The organism is Psychrobacter sp. TWP2-1-2 (genome assembly GCF_049896785.1).
Lineage (GTDB): Bacteria > Pseudomonadota > Gammaproteobacteria > Pseudomonadales > Moraxellaceae > Psychrobacter.
In genome coordinates, this window is record NZ_JAFCVA010000006.1 from 1 (window position 1) to 20,811 (window position 20,811).

Sequence of the window (20,811 nt, forward strand, 5' to 3'; positions counted from 1 at the left end):
CTAAAGCACTTCCGTAGTATTGCGACTAGATACGAGAAATTGGCTCGTAATTATAAGTCTATGCTGTATCTAGCTTGTACTATGATTCATTGCAAACTGAATTAGGGACACGCCCTAGTGAAAGAAGCATACGCGCCACAAATGTTCTACTTAGTCAAAAACTTCACATCTAAAAACCTATAACTATAAAATAAGGAACTGCTATGCAAGTATTTTATATTCATCCAGAAAATCCACAGCCACGGCTGATTGAGCAAGTGGCGGATCTGTTACGTAAAGACCAGCTCATTATCTACCCTACCGATACCAGCTATGCTTTTGGTTGTCGCTTAGGGGCAAAGGATGCACTCGATAAGCTCAAACAAATTCGTGAACTTGATGATAAACACCAGTTTACCTTGCTTTGCCGTGACTTAAGCGAAATCGCCAACTATGCTGCAGTGGACAATATGCAATTTAAACAGCTCAAAGCATTTACTCCTGCGCCCATCACCTTTATCCTCAATGCCACAAAAGACGTACCAAAAAAATTGGCACATGCGAAGAAAAAAACCATCGGTATTCGAGTACCTAGCAACCCCATTGCGCAAGCGCTTTTAGAGGCCATGGATGAACCTATCTTAACCAGCTCATTAATACTGCCTAACCGTGATGACATACTAGATGATCCCTTTGAGATTGAGGATTTATTAGGCAATCAAATTGACGGTTTGATAAATGCAGGTATAAAAACCACTAAGCTCACTACGATTGTTGATATGACTGGTAGCCAGCCTGAAATTATCAGACAAGGTGCCGCGGATGTAGATTCACTACTACGGTAATAGACTCAAGTATCAGACACAAAAAAAGCTCCAATTGAATTGGAGCTTTTTTATATACATCTTTTGCTTATTGTAAAATTAGTCGCGATCAACCAATTCTACATATGCCATTGGCGCATTGTCACCATCACGGTAACCGCATTTTACGATACGCAAATATCCACCTGGACGGGTTTGGTAACGAGGACCTAACGTGCCAAATAGTTTACCTACCATAGCTTTGCTACGCATACGGCTAAATGCCAAACGACGGTTAGCAACGCTGTCTTCTTTAGCCATAGTGATTAATGGCTCGGCAACGCGACGTAACTCTTTTGCTTTTGGTAAAGTTGTTTTGATCAGTTCATGCTCAAATAATGAGTTAGTCATGTTCTGAAACATTGCCTTACGATGACTGCCGGTACGACCCAGCTTGACTCCACTCTTACGATGGCGCATAGTCAAAAATCCTTAAAGTTTAACGGCTACGATAAGAAAAGCGATCATCAACACGAAGGTCAGCTGGTGGCCAGTTATCTAGGCGCATACCGAGCTCTAAATCTTTAGACGCTAGTACGTCTTTGATTTCCGTTAATGATTTCTTACCAAGATTTGGGGTTTTTAGAAGTTCAGTCTCTGAACGTTGTACCAAATCACCGATATAGTAAATGTTTTCAGCTTTCAAGCAGTTGGCTGAGCGAACCGTTAGTTCAAGATCGTCCACAGGGCGTAATAGCACCGGATCAACCTCTTCTTTCTCTTTCACAGGCTCAGGCGCTTCTTCAGCTTCTAGGTCAACAAAGATAGAAATCTGTTGTTGTAAAATAGTGGCTGCTTTACGAATTGCTTCTTCTGGATCTATAGTGCCATTAGTTTCAAGCTCAATGATAAGACGATCAAGATCAGTACGCTGCTCTACACGAGCGTTCTCAACCTGATAAGCAACACGAAGCACAGGACTAAAACTTGCATCAAGCTTTAAACGTCCGATTGCTTTAGTATCACCATCTTCACGGCGCTGGTTTGCTGGCTCATATCCACGACCCATTACTACACGCAAACGCATCTTAAGATGACCACGATCACTCAATGTACCCAACACCAATTCTGGATTGACGATGTCTACATTATGCGGTAACGCGATGTCTGCAGCAGTAATAGTGCCTGGACCTTGTTTATCCAAGGTCAAAAATACTTCATTTTGGTCATGAAGCGTAATGGCCAAGCCTTTTAGGTTCAAAAGCAAGTCAAGTACATCTTCTTGTAGCCCTTCAAGCGTTGAGTATTCATGGTCAACACCATCAATCTCAGCTTCAATGACTGCAGCACCAGGTAATGAAGATAACAAGATGCGACGTAAGGCATTACCAAGGGTATGCCCAAAGCCGCGTTCTAACGGTTCGAGCGTGACTTTCGCAATCGTTTCATTAACCGTATCCACATTAATGGCATTCGGCGTTAGAAACTCAGTTGCATTTAGCGTCATGATGTCACCTCGATTTATTAAACTGGTTTAATTAACGTTGATTGCTCAATGCCGTTTTTACGACATCGAGCAGTACGTCATTACTTAGAGTATAGCTCAACGATCAAGCTTTCGTTGATTTCAGCAGGTAGATCAATACGATCAGGCGCTTGTTTAAACGTGCCTTGTAATTTGCTGTGGTCAACATCTAGCCATTCTGGAATACCACGTTGGGTAGCCAGCTCAATTGCGTTTTTAATACGTAATTGCTCGCGAGACTTCTCTTGGATAGCGATGACATCACCATCTTGCAACTGAATTGATGGAATGTTCACACGAACAAACTCATCACGGCCAGCTTTTTTTACCATAACAGTACGATGACTGACTAGCTGACGTGCTTCGGCGCGAGTTGAGCCAAAGCCCATGCGATAAACAACGTTATCTAGGCGGCTCTCAAGCATGGCTAACAGGTTTTCACCAGTAGCACCGCGCTTACGAGCAGCTTCTTTATAGTAATTAGCAAACTGACGCTCTAATACACCATAGATACGCTTAACTTTCTGCTTTTCACGCAGCTGTAAAGCATATTCTGAGGTCTTGTTACGGCTTACACCGTGTTGACCTGGTGGACGACCAGCTTTTTTCGTTTTTACGTCGTATGGTTTAACGCCAGACTTAAGACCTAAGTCCGTGCCTTCACGACGTGATAATTTGAGTTTTGGTCCAATATAGCGGGCCATTGTTATGTCTCCTATAAGCTTTTGGAATAAAAAGCTTCGTCTTTAATATTAGACGCGGCGCTTTTTCGGCGCACGGCAACCATTGTGTGGGATTGGGGTTACATCAGAGATGCTGTTAACTTTATAACCCAATGCACCTAGTGCTCTTACCGCAGACTCACGACCCGGTCCTGGTCCTTTGACCAAAACGTCGATATTCTTAACACCATATTCTTGAGCCGCTTTACCAGCGACTTCAGCTGCAACCTGAGCTGCAAATGGTGTAGATTTACGTGAACCACGGAAGCCTTGTCCACCTGAAGTGGCCCAAGCCAGTGCATTACCTTGACGATCGGTAATCGTAACAATGGTGTTATTAAAAGACGCATGGATATGGGCAATGCCCTCCGATACTGAACGACGAGTCACTTTCTTGCGACTACGAGTGTCTTTAGCCATCTTTTAGCTTCCTAAGTTAATTATCTTTTGAGAGGGCGTGTCGGACCCTTACGAGTACGAGCGTTGTTCTTAGTATTCTGACCTCTAACTGGTAGGTTACGACGATGACGGATGCCACGGTAACAACCAAGATCAACTAAACGCTTGATATTCATTGACACTTCACGACGAAGATCACCTTCAGTCATGTAATTTGCAACTTGTGCACGGATAGCATCTAACTGTGTATCATCTAACTGACTAACTTTAGTAGTAGGGGCAATGCCAACTGCTTCTAAGATTTTCTGAGCAGTGGTACGACCTACACCAAAGATGTAAGTTAGTGAAATAACAGCATGCTTATTATCCGGAATGTTTACGCCGGCAATACGAGCCATTGATTTCTCTCCATTAAAGAAAAATAAGCGTTATTTATCAATAAGGCTTTATTTTTCAGATTTGTTGCTGTCAATACTAAAGCTTTTATAATTATTATCGCTGCTTTGACTTGGTTACAAGCCTATTCATTGACGATCTTATAAAAGTTTTTGCATAAACTACGGCAAGTGGCGGATGATATCCCATCCGCCGTCATTTTTCAAGTATTAATTGAAATAGTAACAAAAGTCTAAGACTTTATAATACTAAATATTAACCTTGACGTTGCTTGTGGCGAGGTTCTGCTGTACAAATGATATGTACACGGCCTTTACGGCGCACAACTTTACAGCTACCACAAATCTTTTTAACTGATGCTTGAACTTTCATAGCATGCTCCTTTGAGATATCGTACCGCTCATTTAAGGTTGAGTGGGCGATTGAATTAACGTCTGATCATGATATTGATGGGTCATCAAATGCGCTTGGATTTGCGAAATGAAGTCCATTACCACAACCACCATAATCAGTAAAGACGTACCACCGAGTTGAAACGGCACACCAAACGATGACTGGACGACCATTGGCATTAAACAAATAACCGTCATATACATCGCGCCAATAAAGGTCAGTCGGTTTAATACATGATCTAGGTAACGCTGAGTTTGTTGTCCGGGGCGAATACCTGGGATATACGCACCACTACGTTTAAGGTTTTCAGCTACTTCACGTGGGCTAAATACCAATGCCGTATAGAAGTAACAGAAGAAAATAATCATCGCGCCAAACAGAACCAAATATAGCGGCTGTCCTGGAGACAACACCAATGCCATATTCTGTAGTATCTTTTGTGTAAGGGTAGGATCAGTTGATTGACCGACCCACTGCCCTAAACTTGCTGGAAACAACAACAACGAGCTGGCAAAAATGGCTGGGATAACCCCTGCCATGTTAAGCTTCAGCGGCAAGTGTGACTGCTGCTGAGCATATATTTTGCGACCTTGTTGCTGCTTCTGTGCATAGTTCACTGGAACACGGCGCTGAGCACGTTCAATATAAACGATACCAGCAGTAACCGCGATGCCTAGTAGCACAAAAATAAACAGTACAATCAAGTTCATTTGTCCTTGATTGACCTGTTCAATAGACTGCGAAATCATACCTGGCGTACCAGCCACAATACTCGCAAAAATGAGCATTGAAATACCATTACCTACGCCGCGCTCTGTAATCTGCTCACCAAGCCACATCAAGAACATAGCGCCCGCTACCAATGAGGTAACCGCTGGAATATAAAAGGTCAGACCAGAAGATAAAGTAAGATTTTGACTGATTAAGCCAGCACACATTCCTAATGACTGTACTAGGGCTAAAGCAAGTGTCCCTTGACGGGTATACTTGTTCAACTTACGTCGTCCCGCTTCGCCTTCTTTTTTGAGGGCTTCAAGCGATGGCAATACTGCAGACATCATCTGTACAATAATCGATGCTGAAATATACGGCATAATGCCGAGCGCCATAATGGACATACGCTCTAGTGCACCACCTGAGAACATGTTAAACATGCTCAAAATGGTATTTTCGTTGCGCGAAAACAGATCAGCCAAGTTGACCGGATTGATACCCGGTACTGGAATATGTGACCCTAAACGATAAACAACCAATGCGCCGATTAAGAATAATAAACGCCTCCATAATTCATCATACTTGCGTATGAATGCAAATGGATTGAGCGGTATACCAGTCGATGACATTGATTGTTTTGACACGTTACTACTCCTCGATGCTACCACCAGCAGCTTCGATTGCTAACTTAGCGCCTTTAGTCACTTTAATACCTTTAAAGGTATAAGCCTTAGTGACTTCGCCTGACAACATAATACGGGCACGCTTCATGTCGTGACGGATTAGGTTAGCAGCTTTAAGTGTTTCAAGGCTAACCACATCGCCATCTATTTTATTTAGTTCAGAAAGACGTACTTCAGCCGTCTTCATTGCCATTTTACTGGTAAAACCAAATTTCGGTAGACGACGATATAAAGGCATTTGACCACCTTCAAATCCTGAGCGTATGCTAGAACCTGAACGAGATTTCTGACCCTTTACACCACGACCACCAGTCTTACCAAGACCTGAACCGATACCACGACCACGACGTTGGGCAGTTTTCTTTGCGCCAACACCTGGTGATAATTCATTTAATCTAAGACCCATTACGCTTCCTCCACTTTTACCATGTAGTTAACGCGATTGACCATACCACGGTTTGAAGGTGTATCTTCTACTTCAACAGTATGATTAATACGGCGTAAACCCAATCCTTTCAAGCTCGCTTTGTGGCTCTTTAGGCGATGGGCACCCGATTTAAATTGAGTGACTTTCATTTTTTTCATCGTAACTCACCTAGTCTAAGTTAACCCAAGATTTCGTCTACAGATTTACCACGTTTTGCTGCCATCTTCTCTGGAGTTGACATATCACGTAAACCGTTAAACGTTGCGCGAACAACGTTAGCAGTATTGGTAGAACCATAACATTTAGTCAAAACATCTTTGACACCAGCAACTTCTAATACAGCACGCATTGCGCCACCAGCGATTACGCCAGTACCTTCAGATGCAGGCTGCATATAAACTTTACTAGCACCATGACGTGCTTTGATCGGATGATACAAAGTTGCATCATTAAGCTCAACAGTAATCATATTACGTTTGGCAGCTTCTAGTGCTTTTTGGATAGCAGCTGGCACTTCACGTGCTTTACCGCGACCAAAACCAACACGACCATTGCCATCGCCCACTACAGTCAATGCAGTGAAAGAGAAAATACGACCACCTTTAACAACTTTTGCAACGCGATCAACGGTAACTAAGCGTTCTACTAGACCGTCAGTCTGTTCATTTTTATCATTTTTATCATTTCTAGCCATGATTAAAACTCCAATCCGTTTTCGCGAGCTGCTTCTGCTAAAGCTTTAACTCGACCATGATATTTAAAACCACTACGGTCAAAGGCAACTTTAGTGATACCAGCTGCTTTTGCGCGTTCTGCGATCATTTGGCCCACAGACGTTGCTGCATCAGCATTGCCAGTCGCGCCTGAGCGCAAGCTGCCGTCTAAGGTAGATGCCTGAGCAATCACTTCACCACCGGTAGGAGAGATAATCTGGGCATAAATATGTTTTGGCGTGCGAGTAACCGTTAAGCGATGAACGCCTAAGAAACGGATATGCGCGCGGGTTTTCTTAGCTCGACGCAGACGAGCTGCTTTTTTATCAAACATTTCAACTCACCTTATTTTTTCTTGGCTTCTTTGCGAATCACATGCTCGTCACTATAACGAATACCTTTACCTTTATAAGGCTCAGGTGGGCGGAAACCGCGGATATTAGCCGCTGCTTGACCAAGCTGCTGTTTATTGTTTGATTTCAAAACAATTTCAGTTTGCGTTGGGGTTTCAGCTGACACACCTTCAGGCAACGTATATTCTACTGGATGAGAGTAACCAACGTTCAAAGTTACCTTGTTACCAGCAACTTGTGCGCGATAACCAACACCAATTAACTGAAGACGCTTTTCAAAGCCTTCATTCACGCCTTTAACATAGTTGTTAACAAGAGCGCGCATGGTGCCAGTGTGCATCATAGCTTCTTTTGAATCGACTGTAGGTGAGAAAATGATCGCATCATCTTCCTGTTTCAGCTCGACCAATTCATGCAGGCGTAAAGACAAAATGCCGTTCTTGCCTTTCACTTCGACCTGCCGATCGTTCAAAGTAACACTTACGCCGTTTGGCAGTGTCACTGGGGCTTTAGCCACACGAGACATAGGAATATTCCTTAAAAAATTAACTTCTTTATATTAGCGAAAAAACTAACAGGCTAAAAAGCGTGTTAGTTTAGCATAGTTGACTGCGTTAGACACCTATCAATTTGAAATAATTCATTATTACTCAATCAATAGAAGTCTAACAATCATCAAATAGACTTTATCGTCGTGTAGCTTACGCTACAAATGCGACGATTTCACCACCGATACCAGCAGCACGTGCAGCACGATCACTCATGATGCCTTGGCTAGTTGATACGATAGCAACACCCATACCTTGCTTAACAGTAGGGATAGCGTCTTTACCGCGGAACTGGCGTAAACCAGGACGGCTAAAACGTTGAATCGTTTCGATGACAGCGCGGCCTTCGAAGTATTTCAATTCGATAGATAGGGTTGCTTTATTGTTTGCTTCTTCAGTAACAACAGCGCTCGCCACATAACCTTCGCTAACTAGCAAATCAGCAATTGATTTACGTAATTTAGAGCTCGGCATTGCTACCGATACTTTGTTAGCCATTTGTGCGTTACGAATACGGGTTAGCATATCCCCAACGGTATCTTGCATACTCATATAGTTACCCCTTACCAGCTTGCTTTACGAACACCAGGCACATCGCCTTGCATGACACGCTCACGCAGCATATTGCGTGATAAGCCAAACTTGCGGAAGTAACCGTGAGGACGACCGGTGATAGCACAACGATTGCGCAGACGTACTGGCGATGAATTGCGTGGAAGAGCTTGTAGCTCTAGCATCGCTTCCATACGAGTTTCGTCACTTGCAGTCATATCACTGATAGTTTCTTTTAGCTTGATACGCTTATCAGCGTACTTAGCAACCATTTTTTCGCGCTTTAATTCGCGGTTAATCATGCTCTTCTTTGCCATAACGTCTTTACCTTATTTAAATGGGAAGCCGAATGCTTTAAGCAACGCGCGACCTTCTTCATCAGATTGAGCTGACGTGGTGATTGTCACATCCATACCGCGGATACGATCAATCTTGTCAAAATCTACTTCTGGGAATACGATCTGTTCTTTGATACCCAATGAGTAGTTACCACGTCCGTCAAAGGCTTTAGGTGAAAAACCGCGGAAATCACGAATACGAGGAATTGCAATGGCAATGAGACGATCTAAAAATTCGTACATTTGCTCACCGCGTAGCGTTACTTTGCAGCCAATTGGCCATTCTTCACGAATTTTAAAGCCAGCAACTGATTTACGCGCTTTGGTGACGACAGGTTTTTGACCAGCGATAGCAGTCATATCAGCTACTGCACCTTCAAGCAATTTCTTGTCTTGAGACGCGCCGCCTACACCCATGTTAAGTGTGATTTTAGTGATTTTAGGCACTTGCATCACATTAGCCAAACCAAGCTCTTCTTTGATTTGCTGCTTTAATTCTTCGTTATATAAAGATTTTAATCTTGCCATTACCATTACACCCTTAGTGTCTTACGCAGTCGCCACTACTTCACCGTTCGAACGATAGACGCGTTGTTTCTTGCCGTCTTCGCCGAACTGATAAGTAATACGATCAGCTTTTTGGGTTTGCGCATTTAATATTGCGACATTTGAGATATGTAGAAAAGCTTCTTTCTTAAGAATGCCCCCTTCAACGCCAGTTGCCTGATTTGGCTTCTGATGTTTAGTGACAATATTAATGCCTTCAACTTTAATACGATCATTTTTTACAGCTTGTACAGTACCTTGCTTGCCTTTGTCTTTCCCAGCAATCACGATAACTGTATCGCCTTTACGTAATTTTGACATGGATTACCTCACAATACTTCTGGTGCTAGTGATACAATTTTCATAAACTGATCACCACGTAGTTCACGAGTTACCGGTCCAAAAATACGAGTTGCAATCGGTGCTTTATTTTGGTTCAACAATACCGCAGCATTGTCGTCAAAACGCAGAACAGAACCATCAGGACGACGAACGCCTTTTTTGGTGCGTACAACTACAGCATTCATCACGTCGCCTTTTTTAACACGACCGCGAGGAATGGCTTCTTTAACCGTTACTTTAATAATGTCGCCAACTGATGCATAACGACGATGAGAGCCACCCAGTACTTTAATGCACTGAACTCGTCTTGCACCGCTATTATCTGCAACTTCCAGCATCGATTCAACCTGAATCATAGCGTTACTCCACACGTATGAGCAATAAAAACCAGTTGCTGCCGCTAGCACAGTATGAGTAGTCGGCATTTTAATAATAATAACCGCTGCTACTCTTAATGTGAGTGATATACGCTCGGCGCAATCAGCACCCTTAAAAAGGCGGCTATTTTAACAGCTTCTGGCTTTTAATGCAATTTACTTAGATTTTTTCTACTTTTTCAACCACTTCAACCAAAGTCCAAGACTTGGTTTTAGAGATTGGACGCGTTTCTTTGATGCGGACAAGGTCGCCTTGTTGGCAAACATTATTCTCATCATGGGCTTTGATTTTTGTAGAACGACGAAGCTGCTTGCCATACAAAGGATGACGAACCAGACGCTCAATCAAAACTGTGATGGACTTGTCCATCTTGTCACTGACAACTCGTCCTGTCAATACGCTAGCATTAGCTGTTTGATTGTTATCGCTCATGAGTCGCCTCGTTGTTTCTCGTTAATCAAAGTCTGAAGCTGAGCAATCGCACGACGATTAACACGTACTTCATGGGTATTACCCAACTGACCAGTTGCTTTAGCCATACGAATACGGAAAGCATCAAGTTGCTTTTCATCAAGTAACTGAGTCAGTTCTTCTAATGATTTATCACGTAATTCACTGATCTTCATTACATTATCGTCCGCTTAACAATGGTAGTTTTAAAGGGCAGTTTTGCTGCAGCAAGCGTGAACGCTTCGCGAGCAAGTTCTTCTGAAACCCCTTCGAGTTCATATAGCACTTTACCAGGTTTGATTTCGCATACCCAATATTCTACAGGACCTTTACCTTTACCCATACGTACTTCTAGTGGTTTATTGGTAATTGGTTTGTCTGGGAATACACGAATCCAAATCTTACCACCACGCTTAATTTTACGAGTGATGGTACGACGTGCTGCTTCAATTTGACGGGCAGTCATACGACCACGAGTCAACGATTTTAGACCAATTTGTCCGAATGCAACGGTGCTTCCACGATGAGCTAGCCCAGTGTTACGACCTTTGTGCATTTTACGAAACTTGGTACGTTTTGGCTGTAACATAGTTTAACCTCTGTCTGTGTTTCGACGGTTTCCGTTTCCACGACCACGGCGTTTTGGCGCACGAGTCTGCTCTTCTTTAACGGGATTGTATACACTGTTCATACCGTCAAGGATTTCGCCACGGAAGATCCAAACTTTTACACCGATGGTGCCGTAAGTAGTTTCCGCACGTACTGACGAATAGTCGATATCAGCGCGTAGTGTATGCAATGGCACACGACCTTCACGGTACCATTCAGTACGAGCAATCTCAGCACCGCCAAGACGGCCAGACAGCTCAACTTTAATACCTTTAGCACCAGAACGCATGCTATTCTGTACGGCGCGCTTCATAGCACGGCGGAACATAACACGACGCTCAAGCTGACTTGCGATACCTTCCGCTACTAAATGAGCATCAAGATCAGGCGAGGTGATTTCTTCAATGTTGACCTGAGCAGGTACGCCCATAATTTTGGTCAATTCTTTTTGAAGTCTTTCAATGTCTTCGCCTTTCTTACCGATAACGATACCAGGACGCGCAGTGGCGATGGTAATCTTAGCAGCACCGGTAGGACGCTCAATCATGATTTTGCTAATCATAGCACTATCAAGTTTTTTGCGCAGATATTCACGAACTTGAATGTCGTTGATTAGGTATTCTGAGTATTGTTTAGGGTTAGCATACCAGTTTGCGTTATGCTTCTTTACAACACCAAGACGAATTCCGATTGGATGTACTTTTTGACCCATAACTTATTCTCCTACCTTTATAGTGATGTGACAGGTACGCTTACTGATACGATCAGCGCGACCTTTAGCACGTGGTAGGATACGTTTTAGCGTAATGCCTTCATCAACGTAGATGGTTGATACTTTAAGGGTATCAATATCTAGACCGTTGTTATGTTCGGCATTGGCGATGGCTGAGTTAAGACATTTCTTAACAAATACAGCGCCTTTTTTATTACTATACGTTAGGATATCCAAAGCACGCTCGATAGATTTGCCACGAACTTCATCGGCAACGAGTCTAACTTTTTGTGCCGATATGGCGGCACCGCGTAATTTTGCAGTTACTTCCATGGTAAGCACCTTATCTCTTAGCTTTTTTGTCAATGCCATGACCACGATACGTACGAGTCGGGGCAAATTCACCTAGTTTATGACCAACCATCTGTTCACTCACGATAACCGGTACATGAGTACGGCCATTGTGAACAGACAAGGTTAAGCCAACCATTTGTGGTAGGATCATCGAGCGGCGCGACCAAGTCTTAATTGGCTTGCGTGAGTTGGTGTCTAATGCATTCTCAACTTTGGCAAACAAATGCGCGTCTATGAATGGACCTTTTTTCAATGAACGAGGCATGAAATTCTTCCTTTATTTCTTCTTGGCGCGACGGCGGATGATCATATTGTCAGTACGCTTATTACTACGCGTTTTAAGTCCTTTAGACTTCTGACCCCAAGGGCTGGTTGGATGGCGACCTTTATTACGACCTTCACCACCACCATGTGGGTGATCAACCGGGTTCATAGCAACACCACGAACAGAAGGACGAACACCACGCCAACGTGAAGCACCGGCTTTACCAAGTGATTTCAAGTTGTTTTCAGTGTTAGAAACTTCACCAATAACGGCACGGCAGTTCACGTGTACACGGCGTGTTTCGCCAGAGCGCATACGTAGAATAGCATAAATACCTTCACGACCTAACAACTGAACGCTAGCACCCGCAGAACGAGCCATCTGTGCGCCTTTACCGATTTTAAGTTCGATATTATGGATCACAGTACCCAATGGGATATTTTTCAGCGGTAAACAGTTACCTGGACGAATTGGTGATAGCTCACCTGACATTACTGTATCGCCAACTGCTTGTTTTTTAGCAGCAATGATATAGCGACGTTCGCCATCAGCGTACTTAAGTAAAGCAATGTGCGCAGTACGGTTAGGATCGTATTCAATACGCTCTACCGTGGCTGGGATATTGTCTTTAGTACGTTTGAAATCGATAATACGATAATGCTGCTTATGACCACCGCCAATATGACGAGTCGTTATGCGACCATTATTGTTACGACCACCAGTTTTACTTTTTGATTCGAGAAGCGCTGCAAACGGACGACCTTTATAAAGGTGTGGATGCACCACTTTTTCAACAAAACGACGGCCTGGTGATGTTGGCTTTGCTTTTACGATAGGCATGAGTGTAATCCTTATTCGTTGTTCGCTGTTTCACTAGTAGAAGCAGTCGTATTCGCGACCTCTTCACCAGCATCAGCCATTTGTACATCTTGACCAGCTTTTAAGGTAACGTAGGCTTTTTTGTAGTCATTACGACGGCCGATACTTTTACCAAAACGCTTTGTCTTACCTTTAACATTCAAAGTGTTTACTTTTAAAACTTCAACACCTTCAAACATCATCTCAACCGCTTTTTTGACTTCAAGCTTAGTAGCGTTAGAGTCAATTTTAAATACCTGCACACCAAGTGAGTCGCCAAGCATTTGAGATTTCTCTGAGAATACAGGTCCTCTTAGGATCTGATAAAGTCTTGCGTTATTCATGCTAGTGCTTCCTCAAATTGTTTCGCAGCTTCGACTGTCATGATCACTTTATCAAAAGCGATCAAGCTCACTGGATCCACTTCACTTGTATCAAGTACATTGACATGTGGGATGTTGCGAGCAGCTAAGTATAAGTTTTCGTCAACTTCTTTAGTGACGATTAATGCACGTGATGCATTTAACTCACCTAACTTTGCAATCAACTCTTTAGTCTTAGGTCCAGAAACGCTTAGCTCTTCGACCAAAATCAAACGCTCTTGGCGAATCAATTCGGCTAGGATACACTGCATAGCACCGCGATACATTTTACGGTTAACTTTCTGTGACCAATCTTGTGGTTTAGCCGCGAATGCACGACCGCCCCCACGCCAGATTGGGCTACGAATAGAACCTGCACGAGCGCGACCAGTACCTTTTTGGCGCCATGGCTTAATGCCACCACCAGAAACTTCGGCACGGGTTTTTTGAGCGCGTGTACCTTGACGAGCACCAGCAAGATATGCGGTGACGACTTGATGCACTAGTGCTTCGTTGAATTCACGACCGAAAGCCGTATCAGAAAGCTCAACTGCCGCCCCTGTAACTGTTTTTAAATCCACGTTAATCCCCTTGCTTAGGCTTTGACTGACGGACGTACGATGACATCGCCACCGGTGGCACCTGGGATAGCACCCTTGATGACAAGTAACCCTTTTTCAACATCAACCGATATCACTTCTAGGCCCTGAACGGTAACGCGTTTGTTACCCATCTGACCTGGCATTTTTTTGCCTTTGAAGACTTTACCTGGTGACTGGTTTTGACCAGTTGAACCAATGGCACGGTGAGATACTGAGTTACCATGAGTGGCATCTTGCATGCTGAAGTTGTGACGCTTCACGCCGCCTTGAAAGCCTTTACCTTTACTGTTACCTGTGACATCAACCATCTGACCTTGTTCGAACAAGTCAGCTAGGATCTCACCACCAATTTCACGACCTTCAAGATCGCTATCATTGGCACGAAATTCCCAAACACCACGACCAGCGGCAACGCCAGCTTTAGCGAAGTGACCTTTTTGAGCTGCTGCTACGCGGCTGTCACGACGGGTACCTGTGGTAACTTGGATGGCTTGATAGCCATCTACATCAGTATTTTTTACTTGAGTAATGCGATTAGCACTGATCTCAACCACTGTTACAGGGATAGATGCGCCTGCTTCAGTGAAGACACGGGTCATGCCGCATTTTTTACCGACTAAACCGATCGCCATTTTAGACCTCTTTATATCTTATATTAATGGGTTGGGTGTTTATGTGCATTAACCCAAAGCAATTTGAACGTCAACACCCGCCGCCAAGTCAAGCTTCATTAGCGCATCCACAGTTTTGTCGGTAGGTTGAACGATGTCAACCATACGCTTATGAGTACGGATTTCGTACTGATCACGAGCGTCTTTGTTTACGTGTGGTGAAGTTAGAACGTTGAAGCGCTCAATGCGAGTCGGCAACGGTACAGGACCACAAACTTGCGCACCGGTGCGCTTTGCAGTATCGACAATCTCTTGTGCAGATTGATCAATCAGACGATGATCAAAAGACTTAAGACGGATACGGATTCTCTGGTTAGCCATGCCAGCAAGCTCCTAATATGTGCTTTTGTCATTTTTGCTTTGCAAAGATATGATCAAAAGCCGTTTGGTTAAATATTCACTTAAAGCGGCCTTCTGTTCTTAACCAGAATGAGTTCTTTATCCGAACTTGTAGCGTGCCAAAAGCAAAATAGTTTAAAGCCCCGCCGACCCTTCCATTATAGGATGTCAGCAAAGGCATAATGAAATAGTGCTAGAAACGATGCTCTAGCTGTCATAGCGCCCGCTGTTTGATTGGCGGCGCATATATAATTCAGTGGTGTATATTATACATAGTATTTCAGTCATTGCAAGGGTAATATCTGTAGCGACTTAGGATATTACCTTTTATAAACAGTAATATGTAAACAACAGTATCTGTGCTTAATAATCACGCTTATATGAATCAATAACTATGCACTGTTAATCTAAAGCTATGAAACATCAATCCAAAACAATGTCATATTGCTCTTGAGTATAGAGATTTTCGACATCAAAGGTAATCACTCTACCAAGTAAATACTCTAAATCTGCCACCGTGTCTGACTCTGAAGTGAGAAGTAAGTCAATGACTGCGGCATGAGCAACGACCGTAAATTTCTTGGGAGAGTTATAAGTACGAGCACAACGCATGATTTCACGGAATATCTCAAAGCACACTGTCTCAGCCGTTTTGACAAAGCCGCGTCCTTGACAGGTCGAGCACGGCTCACATAGCTGCTGTCCGAGCGACTCACGCGTACGTTTACGCGTCATCTCTACTAACCCAAGCTCACTGACCTGAGTAATCTTAGTTTTGGCATAGTCTTGTACTAGCTGTGATTGCAGACTCTCTAACACATCATCTTTATGCTGCTGTTCAAGCATGTCAATAAAGTCTAGGATGATAATACCGCCTAGATTACGCAAACGCAGCTGACGGGCGATTGCATGAGTTGCCTCAAGATTGGTTTTATAAACCGTATCTTCTAACGAACGCCCGCCTACGAATGATCCCGTATTGACATCGATTGTGGTCATCGCTTCTGTTTGGTCGATAATGAGATAGCCACCTGATTTCAAATCTACGCGGCGTTTTAAAGCATCACGCAAATCATCTTCGACACGATGGACATCAAACAAGGATGGCTCAGCGGTATAATGTACAATGCGGTCATAGACAAAAGGCACAAACTCTTTGGCAAAGGATCTGACTTGTGCGTAAATTTGTGCATTATCAATGATGACTTTCTCGGTATCCGCGTGTACCAAATCACGGATAGAGCGCAGCGGTAATGATAGCTCTTGATAAATAAGCTCAGAACTTTGATGTTGTTTCATCTCTTGGCGACGCGCGCAGATGGTACGCCACAGTTGCAATAGATAATAAATGTCTTCTTCAAGCTTATCGACAGGGACACGTTCAGCAGCGGTACGAGCGATGAGACCGCCTTTTAGATTGACCGTTTGCATCAGGCTACTAAGCTCAGTCTTCAGACGAGTGCGCTCTTCTTCGCCATCAATGCGCTGAGAGATACCAATGTGTTCGCTTGAGGGCAGATACACTAAATAGCGAGATGGCAAGGATATATTGGTGGTCAAGCGAGCGCCTTTACTGCCCAACTGATCTTTGGTCACTTGCACTAAAATACGTTGGCTTTCATGCAAGCGATGTTGAATCAACGTTTTAGACACAGGGATGACTTCGGTATTTTGTATACTAATCACCGGTGGCGTGACAGCCAAGTTATCAGTACTATTTTCTACCACAGCATCTTCTATATTGCTATCCGAGTTTTTATCGCTATTGTCAGCCGCTTTACTTTTATTTTCTGCTACTGGACGCGGCTCACGCTGCATATCATTGACATGTAAAAATGCTGTCCGCGACTGCCCGATATCAACAAATGCTGCCTGCATACCAGGTAAAACGCGTACGACTGTACCCAGATAGATATTGCCGACCAGACCCAATTTATGATGACGTTCAATATAAATTTCGCCCAAGATGCCATTGTCTAAAACTGCGACACGGGATTCCATTGGACTAATATTAATCAGCAGCTCTTCGGACATAATGTTTTTCTCTTATCTCTCAGCTTTCTTGTTAGACGTTCATCGTCTATTATCTTTATAGTGTAACAAATGCAGCTGGCTCTCGCCCATTACTCTCGCGTGTTATTATGTGCAGCAGGTTAGAGTGACAACCAATCTCTGAGAGACCAATAATCTCCATCAGGTTCTGTCTCGTATTTTACTTGATACTAATATCTGTGACGTTTTGAATTAACGCCAGCGTTTGTGGAAGTGGTAAACCCACGACATTGGTATAGCTACCATTGATACGGCTGACCCAAATAGCACCCAGACCTTGTATACCATAACCACCCGCTTTATCAGCAGGCTCACCACTTTCCCAATAGTTACTCATCATCTCTGCAGTGAGCGCTATAAAGGTCACTTCGGTACGCTCAGTGATTTGTTGCTGATTAATGATTTGAAATACTGGCTCATGAGTTGTGCTGTTGACCGCTTTAGAAGATAATGATACATAAGTTGCTTGAACCGCTGTCCATACTTCATGGACATTATCAGACATCTGTTGCCACATGCTATAAGCGTGCTCACGATCGACTGGCTTGACCAGCACTGTTTGACCATCTGCCAGCACACCGATGGTATCAGACGTTAGAATGATCAGTGAGTCCGAAAAACAGCTTTTATCCGTTTTCAAGCGTGATGCTAGTTGCTGTATGGCAGCCTCAGCTTTAGTAGCGACCATGCGCTCGATATAGTCTGTAGGTGACTCATCATCATGCTGTGTTTCATCAATATCTACACTCAATGTGCTAAATTCTAGTTGTGCTCTTTCTAACAGCTCACGACGGCGCGGCGAACCAGAAGCTAAAATAATATCCATCGCTACTCTCTTTATATCTGAATTTATCTGCCTACTACCGAAAATTGCTGCCTGTTAGTGCATTAACATTAGTTAGCCATGAATAATAAACACCAGCGCTACAATTTTATTGGCTATCAGCAGAATTTTTCTTATGACGCAAATTTACGTAAAGCCAGTAGTACCAATGGCCAGCTGATGATACTCATCAACAGTGATAAGGCAGATTGTGCGACAAAGACATTCTGGATAAACATCTGCAATATCCATAAACATAATTGAAAAACAACCAATCCTAAGCTCGCTAATAACCATGCACTGATGGTATTTAGTTGCCTAATATAAATACTGGTTATTTTTATGAAGAAGGCGACTGCCACGGCGGCAAAGGCTTGCTGTCCCAAATGGGTATCCATGAGTAAGTCAGCAATGAGACCGATGGTAAATGCTGTAAAAATACCAACATAGCGTGGCTGAAATAACAACCAAAAAATCAGCACCATGATCATGACCATAGGGCGTAAGGTAGCCATACTAGGACTTAACGGATAGACATTAAGCGATGACGCAATAACAAAACTTAGAATGATGGTAGCAATCAGTAGTACCGTTGCATTCTCAGAATCAGGATACGACATGGGTACTTACCTTAACGAATGTATTGATGGCTGCTGTTAAAGCATGAGTGGGCATTGATGGGGTAAAAACCATGGCTGAAAATGTATCAACAAACAGACCAGTTAATAAATAGATGCCAGCCATTATCTGATTGGTGCTTACGTATTGAGCGCCTAACTTCTTAACGGTCATTAAGAGTCATATTATTTTTATTCACCAGCTTATCTTGCAGAACTAATACATATGCATTATCGATAAAGTTCGCCGCTGGGGTCACTTCTATACTTCTAAAGTTATCGGCTTGAGTATCTTTAACATGGGCTATACGCCCGACACGATACCCTGCTGGAATACGCCCACCCAATCCTGATGACACCAGCTCATCACCCACACGCACGTCTGAGGTTTTGAATACATAGTCAAGGCTTAATGAGGTTGGTATCCCTTGCCCTGTCACGATAGCGCGTTGACCTGTGCGCTTGACTGTAACTGCAACCGATTGCTGCTCATCAGTCATCAATAGTAGGCGACTGGTATTGGGATAGACATTAATAATCTGCCCTAAAATACCGTCCTCATCAATCACTGTCTGTCCAACTTGAACCCCGTCTTGAACGCCTTTATTGAGCACCACGATTTGTCTGAGTAAATTGGTGTCTGTACCGATTACCTGTGCCAAATTAAGATCAAATTGTTCAGGCTTTGTCGTTGATAAAATACCTTGCAGGCGCGCATTTTGTGCCAAAATATAATCTTGCTGCTGCAACTTGGCTTGCGCATGGATAAGCTGAGACTTCAATTGCATGTTTTCGCGGCGCAGCGCTTCTTTAGACTGTAAGCTGCCACCTGCCCAATGCTTGGCATAACTCGGTAACAGTGATAGCTCATAAATAGGCTGCATCGCGGCATGACTGGTACTACGTACTGGATTAAACCATTCTGAATTTTTGCTATCGAACCACATCAGTATTAGAGCTGCTATTAATACAATGGCAGTCTTACGAAGTGCTAACGGCTGGCGCGCAAAAATACTTGGGGTCATAAGTCGTCTAACTCAGGAGTTATAAAATAAGCAGTAGCCAGTATTGGGTTCTAGTTGATTAATGCAATTAAAGGCAGCGCAACTGGCTACCTTTAATTTTATACTGTTTTAACCCACTATTTTTACGCAAGCTATCATCAAGCACGACGAAGATGATTTATCAATACCGCAGTGCTTAACTAAAGTAATCTAAACAAAAATCATGTTCAAGCTTTTGTTATTGATAAAATCAAGTGCAATACCACCGCCGCGGCTAACGCAAGTCAGCGGATCTTCGGCAACGGTCACAGGTAGACCTGTCTCTCTTGAAATCAATTTGTCCAAATCACGTAACAGCGCACCGCCGCCCGTCAAGACAATACCACGCTCTGCGATGTCTGATGACAGCTCAGGTGGCGTCTGCTCAAGTGCAGCTTTCACCGCGCTAACGATACCGCTCAGCGGATCACTCAGAGCTTTTTGTACTTCTTCTGAGTTGACAGTAAAGGTTTTTGGCACGCCTTCTGCCATGCTACGACCGCGAACTTCGACTTCTAACTGACTGTCTTCATTCAAAGCAGAGCCAACTTCATGCTTGATACGCTCAGCTGTCGTCTCACCAATCACGCAACCATGGGTACGGCGTACGTGGGTGATAATCGCGTCATCAAACATATCGCCACCGATACGAATCGACTCAGCATAAACGCAACCAGATAAAGCGATAACGGCTATCTCCGTCGTGCCGCCACCAATATCAACCACCATCGAACCGCTGGCTTCATGAACTGGCAAGCCTGCGCCAATCGCTGCCGCCATTGGTTCTTCTAACAATAGTACTTTACTCGCACCTGCCGAAGATACCGCTTCACGAATCGCTTTACGCTCAACCAGAGTAGACTTACAAGGCACACAAACCACCACGTTAGGCTGCGCCATAAAACGCTTGGCTTTTACCTTCATGATGAAATGCTTGAGCATTTTTTGCGTCACTTCAAAGTCAGCAATCACGCCGTCTTTTAATGGGCGAATCGCTGTAATATTGGCAGGTGTACGACCAAGCATCTGCTTGGCATCAATACCAACAGCCGCAACGGTAGGGTTTTGTGTACGATTACTTCGTAACGCAACCACCGTAGGCTCGTCAAGCACGACGCCTTTATTAGGAATAAAAATGAGAGTGTTCGCAGTACCGAGGTCGATAGCGATATTATTTGATAAAAATCCAAACAGGTTCATGACTAATATTTCCAGCGTATTACAAATGAGGCGAATGAGATTG

At 43.6% G+C, this 20,811-nt stretch carries 34 protein-coding genes and 1 pseudogene; 2 read left to right on the forward strand and 33 right to left on the reverse strand.

From position 1 onward, the window contains the following. Both ACP7AE_RS06975 and ACP7AE_RS06980 read left to right on the forward strand, forming a co-directional pair. Positions 1–105 (forward strand): annotated as a pseudogene (locus tag ACP7AE_RS06975) (IS5/IS1182 family transposase); the annotation flags it as partial. Positions 106–203: 98 nt separating this feature from the next. After that, the gene (locus tag ACP7AE_RS06980; RefSeq protein ID WP_201540378.1) at positions 204–824 is read left to right on the forward strand and encodes an L-threonylcarbamoyladenylate synthase; all 621 of its coding nucleotides are present in this window, start codon (positions 204–206) and stop codon (positions 822–824) included. Between the two features lie 78 nt (positions 825–902). Here ACP7AE_RS06980 and rplQ read toward each other — a convergent pair whose 3' ends face one another. The 33 genes from rplQ to ACP7AE_RS07145 form a co-directional block, all read right to left on the reverse strand. After that, on the reverse strand, positions 903–1,262 hold the full coding sequence (rplQ, locus tag ACP7AE_RS06985) for a 50S ribosomal protein L17 (protein ID WP_021813387.1): 360 nt from the start codon (positions 1,260–1,262) through the stop codon (positions 903–905). Between the two features lie 19 nt (positions 1,263–1,281). After that, entirely contained in the window at positions 1,282–2,289 is a 1,008-nt protein-coding gene (locus ACP7AE_RS06990; protein WP_426242158.1) for a DNA-directed RNA polymerase subunit alpha, read from the reverse strand. An 80-nt stretch (positions 2,290–2,369) separates the two neighbouring features. After that, a complete protein-coding gene (rpsD, locus tag ACP7AE_RS06995; RefSeq protein WP_010196731.1) occupies positions 2,370–3,011 on the reverse strand; it encodes a 30S ribosomal protein S4 in 642 nt (213 codons plus the stop codon). A 48-nt stretch (positions 3,012–3,059) separates the two neighbouring features. Beyond that, complete coding sequence (gene rpsK, locus ACP7AE_RS07000; protein ID WP_045454458.1) at positions 3,060–3,449, reverse strand: 30S ribosomal protein S11; 390 nt, start codon at positions 3,447–3,449, stop codon at positions 3,060–3,062. A 20-nt stretch (positions 3,450–3,469) separates the two neighbouring features. Further along, positions 3,470–3,826, reverse strand: a complete 357-nt coding sequence (gene rpsM, locus ACP7AE_RS07005; RefSeq protein ID WP_021813384.1) for a 30S ribosomal protein S13 — start codon at positions 3,824–3,826, stop codon at positions 3,470–3,472. A 253-nt stretch (positions 3,827–4,079) separates the two neighbouring features. After that, the gene (rpmJ, locus tag ACP7AE_RS07010; RefSeq protein WP_010196721.1) at positions 4,080–4,196 is read right to left on the reverse strand and encodes a 50S ribosomal protein L36; all 117 of its coding nucleotides are present in this window, start codon (positions 4,194–4,196) and stop codon (positions 4,080–4,082) included. A 32-nt stretch (positions 4,197–4,228) separates the two neighbouring features. Next, positions 4,229–5,560 (reverse strand): preprotein translocase subunit SecY, encoded by a 1,332-nt coding sequence (gene secY, locus ACP7AE_RS07015; RefSeq protein WP_426242339.1) that lies wholly within the window; start codon positions 5,558–5,560, stop codon positions 4,229–4,231. 19 nt (positions 5,561–5,579) lie between these two features. Beyond that, positions 5,580–6,020 (reverse strand): 50S ribosomal protein L15, encoded by a 441-nt coding sequence (gene rplO, locus ACP7AE_RS07020; protein ID WP_045446637.1) that lies wholly within the window; start codon positions 6,018–6,020, stop codon positions 5,580–5,582. Next, positions 6,020–6,199, reverse strand: a complete 180-nt coding sequence (gene rpmD, locus ACP7AE_RS07025) for a 50S ribosomal protein L30 (RefSeq protein WP_201540379.1) — start codon at positions 6,197–6,199, stop codon at positions 6,020–6,022. The genes rplO and rpmD overlap by 1 nt, the downstream gene beginning before the upstream one ends. A 20-nt stretch (positions 6,200–6,219) precedes the next feature. Next, entirely contained in the window at positions 6,220–6,735 is a 516-nt protein-coding gene (rpsE, locus tag ACP7AE_RS07030) for a 30S ribosomal protein S5 (protein WP_010196711.1), read from the reverse strand. 2 nt (positions 6,736–6,737) lie between these two features. Further along, complete coding sequence (gene rplR / locus ACP7AE_RS07035; RefSeq protein WP_021813381.1) at positions 6,738–7,088, reverse strand: 50S ribosomal protein L18; 351 nt, start codon at positions 7,086–7,088, stop codon at positions 6,738–6,740. An 11-nt stretch (positions 7,089–7,099) separates the two neighbouring features. Next, entirely contained in the window at positions 7,100–7,633 is a 534-nt protein-coding gene (gene rplF, locus ACP7AE_RS07040; RefSeq protein ID WP_045446634.1) for a 50S ribosomal protein L6, read from the reverse strand. A gap of 175 nt (positions 7,634–7,808) precedes the next feature. After that, a complete protein-coding gene (rpsH, locus tag ACP7AE_RS07045) occupies positions 7,809–8,207 on the reverse strand; it encodes a 30S ribosomal protein S8 (protein WP_045446631.1) in 399 nt (132 codons plus the stop codon). 11 nt (positions 8,208–8,218) lie between these two features. Next, positions 8,219–8,524, reverse strand: coding sequence for a 30S ribosomal protein S14 (gene rpsN, locus ACP7AE_RS07050; protein ID WP_021813378.1), 306 nt, complete (start codon positions 8,522–8,524; stop codon positions 8,219–8,221). 12 nt (positions 8,525–8,536) lie between these two features. Then, the gene (gene rplE, locus ACP7AE_RS07055; protein ID WP_011512858.1) at positions 8,537–9,073 is read right to left on the reverse strand and encodes a 50S ribosomal protein L5; all 537 of its coding nucleotides are present in this window, start codon (positions 9,071–9,073) and stop codon (positions 8,537–8,539) included. Positions 9,074–9,094: 21 nt separating this feature from the next. Beyond that, the gene (rplX, locus tag ACP7AE_RS07060; protein WP_045446626.1) at positions 9,095–9,412 is read right to left on the reverse strand and encodes a 50S ribosomal protein L24; all 318 of its coding nucleotides are present in this window, start codon (positions 9,410–9,412) and stop codon (positions 9,095–9,097) included. Between the two features lie 8 nt (positions 9,413–9,420). Then, positions 9,421–9,789, reverse strand: a complete 369-nt coding sequence (gene rplN, locus ACP7AE_RS07065; RefSeq protein WP_010196702.1) for a 50S ribosomal protein L14 — start codon at positions 9,787–9,789, stop codon at positions 9,421–9,423. Between the two features lie 181 nt (positions 9,790–9,970). Then, on the reverse strand, positions 9,971–10,243 hold the full coding sequence (gene rpsQ / locus ACP7AE_RS07070; protein ID WP_045446623.1) for a 30S ribosomal protein S17: 273 nt from the start codon (positions 10,241–10,243) through the stop codon (positions 9,971–9,973). Continuing rightward, positions 10,240–10,437 carry a 50S ribosomal protein L29 gene (gene rpmC, locus ACP7AE_RS07075; RefSeq protein WP_011279794.1) on the reverse strand — a complete coding sequence of 66 codons (198 nt, stop codon included), beginning with the start codon at positions 10,435–10,437 and terminating at the stop codon, positions 10,240–10,242. Before rpmC ends, rpsQ begins: the two co-directional genes overlap by 4 nt. Continuing rightward, positions 10,437–10,850: a 50S ribosomal protein L16 gene (rplP, locus tag ACP7AE_RS07080; RefSeq protein WP_055125273.1), complete on the reverse strand. Its 414-nt coding sequence runs from the start codon at positions 10,848–10,850 to the stop codon at positions 10,437–10,439. The genes rpmC and rplP overlap by 1 nt, the downstream gene beginning before the upstream one ends. A 3-nt stretch (positions 10,851–10,853) precedes the next feature. Then, a complete protein-coding gene (gene rpsC, locus ACP7AE_RS07085; RefSeq protein WP_045446618.1) occupies positions 10,854–11,582 on the reverse strand; it encodes a 30S ribosomal protein S3 in 729 nt (242 codons plus the stop codon). A gap of 3 nt (positions 11,583–11,585) precedes the next feature. Beyond that, entirely contained in the window at positions 11,586–11,915 is a 330-nt protein-coding gene (gene rplV, locus ACP7AE_RS07090) for a 50S ribosomal protein L22 (protein WP_045446615.1), read from the reverse strand. A 10-nt stretch (positions 11,916–11,925) separates the two neighbouring features. Continuing rightward, positions 11,926–12,201: a 30S ribosomal protein S19 gene (gene rpsS, locus ACP7AE_RS07095; protein WP_010196682.1), complete on the reverse strand. Its 276-nt coding sequence runs from the start codon at positions 12,199–12,201 to the stop codon at positions 11,926–11,928. Between the two features lie 12 nt (positions 12,202–12,213). Next, positions 12,214–13,041: a 50S ribosomal protein L2 gene (rplB, locus tag ACP7AE_RS07100; protein ID WP_055125272.1), complete on the reverse strand. Its 828-nt coding sequence runs from the start codon at positions 13,039–13,041 to the stop codon at positions 12,214–12,216. An 11-nt stretch (positions 13,042–13,052) separates the two neighbouring features. Further along, a complete protein-coding gene (gene rplW, locus ACP7AE_RS07105) occupies positions 13,053–13,403 on the reverse strand; it encodes a 50S ribosomal protein L23 (protein WP_010196677.1) in 351 nt (116 codons plus the stop codon). Then, complete coding sequence (rplD, locus tag ACP7AE_RS07110) at positions 13,400–14,002, reverse strand: 50S ribosomal protein L4 (protein ID WP_045446611.1); 603 nt, start codon at positions 14,000–14,002, stop codon at positions 13,400–13,402. The genes rplW and rplD overlap by 4 nt, the downstream gene beginning before the upstream one ends. A gap of 14 nt (positions 14,003–14,016) precedes the next feature. Beyond that, positions 14,017–14,655, reverse strand: a complete 639-nt coding sequence (rplC, locus tag ACP7AE_RS07115) for a 50S ribosomal protein L3 (protein ID WP_055125271.1) — start codon at positions 14,653–14,655, stop codon at positions 14,017–14,019. Positions 14,656–14,703: 48 nt separating this feature from the next. Further along, positions 14,704–15,015 carry a 30S ribosomal protein S10 gene (gene rpsJ, locus ACP7AE_RS07120; protein WP_010196670.1) on the reverse strand — a complete coding sequence of 104 codons (312 nt, stop codon included), beginning with the start codon at positions 15,013–15,015 and terminating at the stop codon, positions 14,704–14,706. Positions 15,016–15,456: 441 nt separating this feature from the next. After that, positions 15,457–17,067 carry an Rne/Rng family ribonuclease gene (locus tag ACP7AE_RS07125; RefSeq protein ID WP_201603771.1) on the reverse strand — a complete coding sequence of 537 codons (1,611 nt, stop codon included), beginning with the start codon at positions 17,065–17,067 and terminating at the stop codon, positions 15,457–15,459. Positions 17,068–17,245: 178 nt separating this feature from the next. Further along, on the reverse strand, positions 17,246–17,911 hold the full coding sequence (locus ACP7AE_RS07130) for a Maf family protein (RefSeq protein ID WP_270895616.1): 666 nt from the start codon (positions 17,909–17,911) through the stop codon (positions 17,246–17,248). Positions 17,912–18,042: 131 nt separating this feature from the next. Then, a complete protein-coding gene (gene mreD, locus ACP7AE_RS07135) occupies positions 18,043–18,528 on the reverse strand; it encodes a rod shape-determining protein MreD (protein ID WP_045446600.1) in 486 nt (161 codons plus the stop codon). A 161-nt stretch (positions 18,529–18,689) separates the two neighbouring features. After that, complete coding sequence (gene mreC, locus ACP7AE_RS07140; protein WP_426242162.1) at positions 18,690–19,550, reverse strand: rod shape-determining protein MreC; 861 nt, start codon at positions 19,548–19,550, stop codon at positions 18,690–18,692. A gap of 189 nt (positions 19,551–19,739) precedes the next feature. After that, complete coding sequence (locus ACP7AE_RS07145; RefSeq protein WP_201540449.1) at positions 19,740–20,777, reverse strand: rod shape-determining protein; 1,038 nt, start codon at positions 20,775–20,777, stop codon at positions 19,740–19,742. Positions 20,778–20,811: the final 34 nt, after the last annotated feature.

Excerpts from the sequence above, each read along its gene's own strand:
- ACP7AE_RS06980 (WP_201540378.1), top strand. The coding sequence starts at position 204 with ATGCAAGTATTTTATATTCATCCAGAAAATCCACAGCCACGGCTGATT.
- rplQ (WP_021813387.1), bottom strand. The coding sequence starts at position 1,262 with ATGCGCCATCGTAAGAGTGGAGTCAAGCTGGGTCGTACCGGCAGTCAT.
- ACP7AE_RS06990 (WP_426242158.1), bottom strand. The coding sequence starts at position 2,289 with ATGACGCTAAATGCAACTGAGTTTCTAACGCCGAATGCCATTAATGTG.
- rpsD (WP_010196731.1), bottom strand. The coding sequence starts at position 3,011 with ATGGCCCGCTATATTGGACCAAAACTCAAATTATCACGTCGTGAAGGC.
- rpsK (WP_045454458.1), bottom strand. The coding sequence starts at position 3,449 with ATGGCTAAAGACACTCGTAGTCGCAAGAAAGTGACTCGTCGTTCAGTA.
- rpsM (WP_021813384.1), bottom strand. The coding sequence starts at position 3,826 with ATGGCTCGTATTGCCGGCGTAAACATTCCGGATAATAAGCATGCTGTT.
- rpmJ (WP_010196721.1), bottom strand. The coding sequence starts at position 4,196 with ATGAAAGTTCAAGCATCAGTTAAAAAGATTTGTGGTAGCTGTAAAGTT.
- secY (WP_426242339.1), bottom strand. The coding sequence starts at position 5,560 with ATGTCATCGACTGGTATACCGCTCAATCCATTTGCATTCATACGCAAG.
- rplO (WP_045446637.1), bottom strand. The coding sequence starts at position 6,020 with ATGGGTCTTAGATTAAATGAATTATCACCAGGTGTTGGCGCAAAGAAA.
- rpmD (WP_201540379.1), bottom strand. The coding sequence starts at position 6,199 with ATGAAAAAAATGAAAGTCACTCAATTTAAATCGGGTGCCCATCGCCTA.
- rpsE (WP_010196711.1), bottom strand. The coding sequence starts at position 6,735 with ATGGCTAGAAATGATAAAAATGATAAAAATGAACAGACTGACGGTCTA.
- rplR (WP_021813381.1), bottom strand. The coding sequence starts at position 7,088 with ATGTTTGATAAAAAAGCAGCTCGTCTGCGTCGAGCTAAGAAAACCCGC.
- rplF (WP_045446634.1), bottom strand. The coding sequence starts at position 7,633 with ATGTCTCGTGTGGCTAAAGCCCCAGTGACACTGCCAAACGGCGTAAGT.
- rpsH (WP_045446631.1), bottom strand. The coding sequence starts at position 8,207 with ATGAGTATGCAAGATACCGTTGGGGATATGCTAACCCGTATTCGTAAC.
- rpsN (WP_021813378.1), bottom strand. The coding sequence starts at position 8,524 with ATGGCAAAGAAGAGCATGATTAACCGCGAATTAAAGCGCGAAAAAATG.
- rplE (WP_011512858.1), bottom strand. The coding sequence starts at position 9,073 with ATGGCAAGATTAAAATCTTTATATAACGAAGAATTAAAGCAGCAAATC.
- rplX (WP_045446626.1), bottom strand. The coding sequence starts at position 9,412 with ATGTCAAAATTACGTAAAGGCGATACAGTTATCGTGATTGCTGGGAAA.
- rplN (WP_010196702.1), bottom strand. The coding sequence starts at position 9,789 with ATGATTCAGGTTGAATCGATGCTGGAAGTTGCAGATAATAGCGGTGCA.
- rpsQ (WP_045446623.1), bottom strand. The coding sequence starts at position 10,243 with ATGAGCGATAACAATCAAACAGCTAATGCTAGCGTATTGACAGGACGA.
- rpmC (WP_011279794.1), bottom strand. The coding sequence starts at position 10,437 with ATGAAGATCAGTGAATTACGTGATAAATCATTAGAAGAACTGACTCAG.
- rplP (WP_055125273.1), bottom strand. The coding sequence starts at position 10,850 with ATGTTACAGCCAAAACGTACCAAGTTTCGTAAAATGCACAAAGGTCGT.
- rpsC (WP_045446618.1), bottom strand. The coding sequence starts at position 11,582 with ATGGGTCAAAAAGTACATCCAATCGGAATTCGTCTTGGTGTTGTAAAG.
- rplV (WP_045446615.1), bottom strand. The coding sequence starts at position 11,915 with ATGGAAGTAACTGCAAAATTACGCGGTGCCGCCATATCGGCACAAAAA.
- rpsS (WP_010196682.1), bottom strand. The coding sequence starts at position 12,201 with ATGCCTCGTTCATTGAAAAAAGGTCCATTCATAGACGCGCATTTGTTT.
- rplB (WP_055125272.1), bottom strand. The coding sequence starts at position 13,041 with ATGCCTATCGTAAAAGCAAAGCCAACATCACCAGGCCGTCGTTTTGTT.
- rplW (WP_010196677.1), bottom strand. The coding sequence starts at position 13,403 with ATGAATAACGCAAGACTTTATCAGATCCTAAGAGGACCTGTATTCTCA.
- rplC (WP_055125271.1), bottom strand. The coding sequence starts at position 14,655 with ATGGCGATCGGTTTAGTCGGTAAAAAATGCGGCATGACCCGTGTCTTC.
- rpsJ (WP_010196670.1), bottom strand. The coding sequence starts at position 15,015 with ATGGCTAACCAGAGAATCCGTATCCGTCTTAAGTCTTTTGATCATCGT.
- ACP7AE_RS07125 (WP_201603771.1), bottom strand. The coding sequence starts at position 17,067 with ATGTCCGAAGAGCTGCTGATTAATATTAGTCCAATGGAATCCCGTGTC.
- ACP7AE_RS07130 (WP_270895616.1), bottom strand. The coding sequence starts at position 17,911 with ATGGATATTATTTTAGCTTCTGGTTCGCCGCGCCGTCGTGAGCTGTTA.
- mreD (WP_045446600.1), bottom strand. The coding sequence starts at position 18,528 with ATGTCGTATCCTGATTCTGAGAATGCAACGGTACTACTGATTGCTACC.
- mreC (WP_426242162.1), bottom strand. The coding sequence starts at position 19,550 with ATGACCCCAAGTATTTTTGCGCGCCAGCCGTTAGCACTTCGTAAGACT.